Origin of the sequence: Streptomyces sp. NPDC057743, assembly GCF_042798755.1 — a bacterium.
In the GTDB taxonomy this organism is placed as follows: Bacteria; Actinomycetota; Actinomycetes; order Streptomycetales; family Streptomycetaceae; genus Streptomyces.
Genome location: NZ_JBHVJX010000036.1, coordinates 75348 through 82124, shown reverse-complemented (window position 1 = coordinate 82124; position 6777 = coordinate 75348). Strand labels below are relative to the sequence as shown.

Here is a 6777-nt window from a genome sequence, read left to right as displayed (position 1 = left end):
AACGCCCGGTTACATTTCGAACCCGGAAGCTAAGCCTTTCAGCGCCGATGGTACTGCAGGGGGGACCCTGTGGGAGAGTAGGACGCCGCCGAACTATTTTTCAGAGAAAGCCCCGTCGGGAACTTCGGTTCCAGGCGGGGCTTTCTCGCGTTCCGTGACGGGCCCCCGCGGTACGGCCGGGCCGGTGGGCCAGGTAATGTTTGGGGCATCATCGGCATATTTCCCACAGGAGGCTTCCGCGTGGAGGTCCAGGAGACGCGGATCCAGACAGATCGTGTCCTCACCATCCCGAATATTCTGAGCATGGCGCGCCTGGTCGGCGTGCCCGTGTTCCTGTGGTTGATCCTCTGGCCGAAATTCGGCGGCCCGAAGGCTGATGGCTGGGCGCTGCTGGTGCTCGCGTTCAGCGGCGTCAGCGACTACCTCGACGGCAAGCTGGCCCGGCGCTGGAACCAGATCAGCAGCCTGGGACGGATCCTCGACCCGGCTGCCGACCGCCTCTACATCCTCTCCACCCTCGTCGGCCTGACCTGGCGGGAGATCCTTCCGATCTGGCTCACCGCGGCACTGCTGGCCCGCGAGCTGATGCTGTTGATCGCGGTCGGAATCCTCGGGCGCCATCGCTACGGCCCTCCCCAGGTGAACTTCCTGGGCAAAGCGGCTACGTTCAACTTGATGTATGCGTTCCCGTTGCTGCTGCTCAGTGACGGATCTGGCTGGCTTCACACGCTCGCTGCTATTTTCGGATGGGCGTTCGCTGGGTGGGGTACGGCGCTGTACTGGTGGGCAGGGATCCTCTACGTGGTCCAGGTCCGCCGGATCATCAGAGCGGACGCCACGGCCGACTGAGCTCGCCGAACCGGCAGATTGTGCCAAGTGTCAGCGCCCGCGCCGCGGAAAACAGTGGGCGCTCTTGACAAGTGAAGTCGGCAAGACAGTCGTCTCTTCGAGGAGGACGCTTCCGACATGAAGGCCGTTGTGATGGCCGGCGGCGAAGGAACACGCCTTCGCCCCATGACGTCCAGCATGCCCAAGCCGCTGCTTCCCGTGGCCAATAGGCCGATCATGGAGCACGTACTGCGGCTGCTGAAAAGGCATGGTCTCACCGAGACCGTCGTGACTGTGCAATTCCTGGCCTCGCTCGTCCGGAACTACTTCGGTGACGGGGAAGAGCTCGGCATGGAACTCACCTATGCCAATGAGGAAAAGCCACTCGGCACCGCCGGCAGCGTGAAGAACGCCGAGGAGGCCCTCAGAGACGACGCCTTCCTCGTCATCTCCGGTGACGCCCTCACCGACTTCGACCTGACCGACCTCATCCGCTTCCACAAGCAGAAGGGCGCCCTCGTCACCGTGTGCCTGACGAGGGTGCCCAATCCGCTGGAGTTCGGTATCACCATCGTCGACGAGGGCGGCCGGGTCGAGCGTTTCCTGGAAAAGCCGACCTGGGGTCAGGTCTTCTCCGACACCGTCAACACCGGTATCTACGTGATGGAGCCGGAGGTCTTCGACTACGTCGAGCCGGACGTTCCGGTGGACTGGTCCGGGGATGTCTTCCCGCAGTTGATGAAGGAGGGCAAGCCCATCTTCGGCTATGTGGCCGAGGGGTATTGGGAGGACGTCGGCACACACGAGAGTTATGTGAAGGCACAGGCCGACGTGCTTGAGGGCAAGGTCGACGTCGATATCGACGGCTTCGAGATCTCGCCGGGCGTGTGGGTGGCCGAGGGCGCCGATGTGCATCCGGACGCCGTGCTGCGCGGTCCGCTGTACATCGGTGACTACGCCAAGGTCGAGGCGGACGTGGAGATCCGTGAGCACACCATCGTGGGCTCCAACGTCGTGGTGAAAAGCGGCGCTTTCCTCCACAAGGCGGTGGTGCACGACAACGTCTTCATCGGCCAGCAGAGCAATCTGCGCGGGTGCGTGATCGGCAAGAACACCGACATCATGCGGGCCGCGCGGATCGAGGACGGCGCGGTCATCGGCGACGAATGCCTGATCGGTGAGGAGTCGATCGTCCAGGGCAATGTGCGGGTCTATCCGTTCAAGACGATCGAGGCCGGTGCGTTCGTCAACACCTCGGTGATCTGGGAATCCCGCGGCCAGGCCCATCTGTTCGGGGCGCGCGGGGTATCGGGAATCCTCAACGTCGAGATCACCCCGGAGCTCGCGGTGCGGCTCGCGGGCGCGTACGCCACCACACTGAAGAAGGGGTCGACGGTCACCACCGCGCGTGACCACTCCCGTGGCGCCCGGGCGTTGAAGCGGGCGGTGATCTCCGCGTTGCAGGCGAGCGCCATCGACGTGAGGGACTTGGAGAACGTGCCGCTGCCGGTGGCTCGTCAGCAGACCGCGCGGGGCAGTGCCGGCGGGATCATGGTGCGTACCACGCCCGGTGTGCCGGACTCCGTCGACATCATGTTCTTCGACGAGCGGGGCGCGGACCTCTCGCAGGGCGGTCAGCGCAAGCTGGACCGGGTCTACGCCCGGCAGGAATACCGGCGTGCGTTCCCCGGTGAGATCGGTGACCTCAGTTTCCCGGCGAGCGTCTTCGACTCCTATACGGGCGCACTGTTGCGGGCCGTGGACACCCGGGGGATCAGCGAGTCCGGGTTGAAGGTCGTCGTGGACGCGTCGAACGGAAGCGCCGGTCTGGTGCTGCCGAGCCTGCTCGGGCGGCTCGGTGTCGACTCGTTGACCATCAACCCCGGCCTCGACGAGTCGAGGCCGACCGAGACCGCCGATGCCCGCCGTTCCGGCCTGGTGCGGCTGGGGGAGATCGTGGCGTCGGCGCGGGCCGCGTTCGGCGTGCGCTTCGACCCCGTTGGCGAGCGGCTCTCGTTGGTGGACGAGCGCGGCCGGATCATCGAGGACGACCGGGCGTTGCTGGTGATGCTGGATCTGATCGCGGCCGAGCGTCGCAGTGGGCGGGTGGCGCTGCCGGTGACCACGACGCGGATCGCGGAGCAGGTGGCGGCGTACCACGGGACGCAGGTCGAGTGGACGACGACCTCGCCGGACGACCTGACGCGGGTGGGACGGTCGGACGGCACGGTGTTCGGCGGGGACGGCAAGGGCGGCTTCATCATCCCGGAGTTCAGCAGTGTCTTCGACGGCTCCGCCGCGTTCGTCCGGCTGATCGGTCTGGTGGCCCGCACGCAGCTGACACTCAGTCAGATCGATGCGCGGATTCCGCGGGCACACGTCCAGCGGCGCGACCTGGCGACGCCGTGGGCGGTCAAGGGCCTGGTGATGCGGCACGTCGTGGAGGCGGCCGGTGACCGGGACGTGGACACCACCGACGGCGTGCGGATCGTGGAGGCCGACGGGCGGTGGGTGCTGGTGTTGCCCGACGTGGCCGAGGCGGTCACCCATCTCTGGGCGGAAGGGCCGGATGACGCCTCCGCCCAGCAACTGCTTGACGAGTGGGCGGCCGTAGTGGACAGCGCCGGACGCTGAGCCCCGAACCCACCGGCGTGCCGCCCGATCGGCACGCCGGTGGGGCCGTTGGGAGACCGCGCCGCCGACGTGCGACGATGTGCGGCATGTCGCAGCAGCGCCCCGATCGGAGCAACCCCCACCCCTCGGCGGGGCGGCCCGATGCATCCATGTCGCTGCTCACCAACGTGATGGACCACAGCCTCGACGACGGGTACGCCGAGGCCGCCGCGCGGAAGTCCGCCGAGGGCGTCAGCGGTCTACCGCGCACGCTGCGCGCGAAGTTGGGGCTGGCGGCCGGTCTGGTGCTGGCGGCGCTGGTGGTGACCGTGGGGGCGGCGCAGGCGCGAGTCTCGGCGCCGACGCTGGCCAAGGAGCGCGAGGAGCTGATCCACCGCATCCAGAAGGGCACCACGGAAGCCGACGCCCAGCAGCAGAAGGTGGACACGACCCGGAACGCGGTGGACCGGATGCAGCGCGAGGCGCTCAAGCAGCACGGCGACGGCAAGGCCGAACTGCTGTCGCTGCTGGCCGGTTCGACGCAGGTCACGGGGCCGGGCGTGAAGCTGGTGGTGGACGATGCCAAGGGGGCCGCGGCAGGTGCCGGAGGCCCGCGGGAGAGCAGTGACTTCTCGGACACCGGGCGGGTGCGCGACCGGGACATGCAACGCGTGGTGAACGGGCTGTGGCAGTCCGGTGCGGAGGCCATCTCCGTCAATGGGCAGCGGCTGACGTCGCTTTCGGCGGTCAGGGCCGCGGGAGACGCCATACTGGTCGACAACAAGCCGCTGGTGCCGCCCTATACGGTGCTGGCGGTGGGGGACGGGCAGCGGCTGAGCACCACGTTTCAGGACAGCGCCGATGGTCAGTATCTGCACGTGTTGCAGGAGAACTACGGCGTGCGCACCAAGATTTCCGTGGAGAACGAGGTCAAACTGCCGCCCGCGCCCAGTTTGACCGTACGTACCGCAAAGCCGAAGGCCGGTGCCGCGAAGGCGGACGGCGCCGACACAGGGAAGGGCACATCGTGATCGCCGTACTGGGCCTCATCGTGGGAGTCGTGGTCGGAATTTTCGTCCGACCCGTGGTGCCGACGGTGGTCGAGCCCTACTTGCCGATCGCTGTCGTGGCCGCGCTGGACGCCGTGTTCGGTGGTCTGCGCGCGATGCTGGACGGGATCTTCGACGACAAGGTCTTCGTGGTCTCCTTCCTGTCGAACGTGGTGGTGGCCGCCCTGATCGTCTTCCTCGGGGACAAGTTGGGCGTCGGCGCCCAACTCTCCACCGGCGTCGTGGTGGTGCTCGGTATCCGCATCTTCTCCAACGCTGCCGCGATCCGTCGGCACGTGTTCCAGGCGTGAGGCCGATGCCAGCGGACGAGACGCCGGAGTCGGAGCCGGAGCGCGGGCCGGAGGAGCGGCCGGAGCGGAAGCCCGAGCGGGCGCGCGAGGCGCATGAGGAGCAGCGGCCGGCGGAGCGGCGGCCGATGCCGCCGGAGAAGCCCCACGAGCCCCAGGGGGCGGCGGAGCGGCCCGAACGGCCGGAAGCGACGCGGGAGCAGGGGAGCGCAGGGCAGGAGGCTGCCGAACCGGCTGCCGCCGCCGGTGCGGATGCGGCCGCGGACGAGGAGGCGGCGCCGCCGTCGCTGACCGGTCGGCAGCGGCTCGTCGCCAGCCTGTGGCCGCCGCGGCTGAGCCGGCCTCAACTGATCGTCGCGTTGCTCCTGTTCATTCTCGGCCTCGGCCTCGCGATTCAGGTACGTTCCACCAGTGACAGCAGTGCGCTGCGGGGTGCGCGTCAGGAGGATCTGGTGCGCATTCTGGACGAACTGGACAATCGCTCCCAGCGGTTGACGGAGGAGCAGCGGCGCCTGGAGGGACAGAAGACCGAGTTGGCGAACAGCTCGGACCAGGCCGAGGAGGCTCGTAAGCAGACCGTGGAGAAGGAACAGCAGCTGGGAGTGCTGGCAGGGACCGTCGCGGCGCAGGGCCCCGGCATCACCCTGACCATCGACGATCCGCACCACTCCGTGGAGGCGGACAAGTTGCTGGACACCATCCAGGAGCTGCGGGCGGCCGGGGCCGAGGCCATCCAGGTCAACAACGTCCGCGTCGTCGCGAGCACTTACTTCTCGGACCTCCGGGGCGGGGTGGACGTCGACGGCAAGCGTGTCACGCCGCCGTACCAGTTCAAGGTCATCGGGAAGCCGGAGGACCTCGAACCGGCGCTCAACATCCCCGGCGGAGTGGTCCAGACGCTGGAAAAGGAGCAGGCCAAGGTGTCTGTGTCCCGGCAAGAGAAGATCGTTGTGGATGCCTTGCGACAGGCGAAGCGGCCTGACTACGCTCGGTCGTCATCCCGGTGAGGCGTCCACGTATGGTGATGGCCCGGCAAGGGCATGAGGCAGCGGGGGGTCGACGCACCGTGCGTGTGGTGTGTGGTGGAAACTGTCTGAAGGCCACGGACGTTCACAGGATGTCCGGATCGGCCGGTGTGTGCATCGAGGGTTCGTCCTGCCCCACGGGCGGGTCTGTGTCGTACAAGGGGAATCGCCCGTGAAGTTGTTTGCAAAGCTGTTCGGCAAGAGCGCGCGCCAGGAAGGCGACGGCGGTTCGGCGCGGCACCGCGCTCCGCGTCGTTCGGAAGAAGGGGCCGCGCCGGAGAGCCGTCCGCTGTTCCGTGATGAGGTCGGCGGTCCGTCCGGGGGGCACGGCGCGGGTTCTGTTGACCCCTCCGGTGCCGGCCGCATAGGTTCCGAGGAACCATCAGCCGCACGCACGGGTGGAGGGTCGGCCTTGGTCTGTACGAGGTGCGGGCACCGGAACGCCGAGGCGAGCCGGTTCTGTTCCAACTGTGGTGCCCCGCTGCGCCCGGGCGCCCAGCCCGACCGGGCCTCGGAGACGACCTCGACGATCTCCATCTCCGGGATCGAGGCGTACGACGCGGAGGCGACCGGGCAGAACCTGTCGCCGGCGCTCTCCCCGGAGGCCCAGGCTGCCGTCGACGCCCTCCCGTTGGGCTCGGCCCTGCTGATCGTCCGCCGTGGGCCGAACGCGGGCAGCCGCTTCCTCCTGGACGGCGAGCTGACGACCGCGGGCCGGCACCCGCAGGGCGACATCTTCCTCGACGACGTGACGGTCTCCCGTAGCCACGTGGAGTTCCGCCGCGGATCGGACGGCCGCTTCACGGTCACCGACGTCGGCAGCCTCAACGGCACCTACGTCAACCGCGAGCCGATCGACTCCGTGGTCCTCGCCAACGGCGACGAGGTGCAGATCGGCAAGTACCGCCTGGTCTTCTACGCGAGCCAGCGGGGCGTCGGTATCTGACCGCCAGG

At 68.0% G+C, this 6777-nt stretch carries 6 protein-coding genes and 1 rRNA gene; all 7 read left to right on the top strand.

What is annotated here, in order from left to right; genetic code table 11:
• A 5S ribosomal RNA gene (rrf, locus tag ACFVFQ_RS31310) occupies window positions 1-94 on the top strand; the annotation flags it as partial.
• A gap of 146 nt (window positions 95-240) precedes the next feature.
• Window positions 241-849, top strand: a complete 609-nt coding sequence (locus ACFVFQ_RS31305; protein WP_383422507.1) for a CDP-alcohol phosphatidyltransferase family protein — start codon at window positions 241-243, stop codon at window positions 847-849.
• 117 nt (window positions 850-966) lie between these two features.
• Complete coding sequence (locus ACFVFQ_RS31300) at window positions 967-3462, top strand: sugar phosphate nucleotidyltransferase (RefSeq protein WP_383422505.1); 2496 nt, start codon at window positions 967-969, stop codon at window positions 3460-3462.
• 86 nt (window positions 3463-3548) lie between these two features.
• On the top strand, window positions 3549-4472 hold the full coding sequence (locus ACFVFQ_RS31295; RefSeq protein ID WP_383422503.1) for a DUF881 domain-containing protein: 924 nt from the start codon (window positions 3549-3551) through the stop codon (window positions 4470-4472).
• On the top strand, window positions 4469-4801 hold the full coding sequence (locus tag ACFVFQ_RS31290; RefSeq protein ID WP_274917344.1) for a small basic family protein: 333 nt from the start codon (window positions 4469-4471) through the stop codon (window positions 4799-4801). Before ACFVFQ_RS31295 ends, ACFVFQ_RS31290 begins: the two co-directional genes overlap by 4 nt.
• A 5-nt stretch (window positions 4802-4806) precedes the next feature.
• Window positions 4807-5805: a DUF881 domain-containing protein gene (locus tag ACFVFQ_RS31285; RefSeq protein WP_383422501.1), complete on the top strand. Its 999-nt coding sequence runs from the start codon at window positions 4807-4809 to the stop codon at window positions 5803-5805.
• Between the two features lie 118 nt (window positions 5806-5923).
• Window positions 5924-6769, top strand: a complete 846-nt coding sequence (locus tag ACFVFQ_RS31280; protein ID WP_383422517.1) for an FHA domain-containing protein — start codon at window positions 5924-5926, stop codon at window positions 6767-6769.
• Window positions 6770-6777 lie beyond the last annotated feature (8 nt).

Coding starts and splice junctions, on each gene's coding strand:
- ACFVFQ_RS31295 (WP_383422503.1), top strand. CDS start 3,549: ATGTCGCAGCAGCGCCCCGATCGGAGCAACCCCCACCCCTCGGCGGGG.
- ACFVFQ_RS31300 (WP_383422505.1), top strand. CDS start 967: ATGAAGGCCGTTGTGATGGCCGGCGGCGAAGGAACACGCCTTCGCCCC.
- ACFVFQ_RS31285 (WP_383422501.1), top strand. CDS start 4,807: ATGCCAGCGGACGAGACGCCGGAGTCGGAGCCGGAGCGCGGGCCGGAG.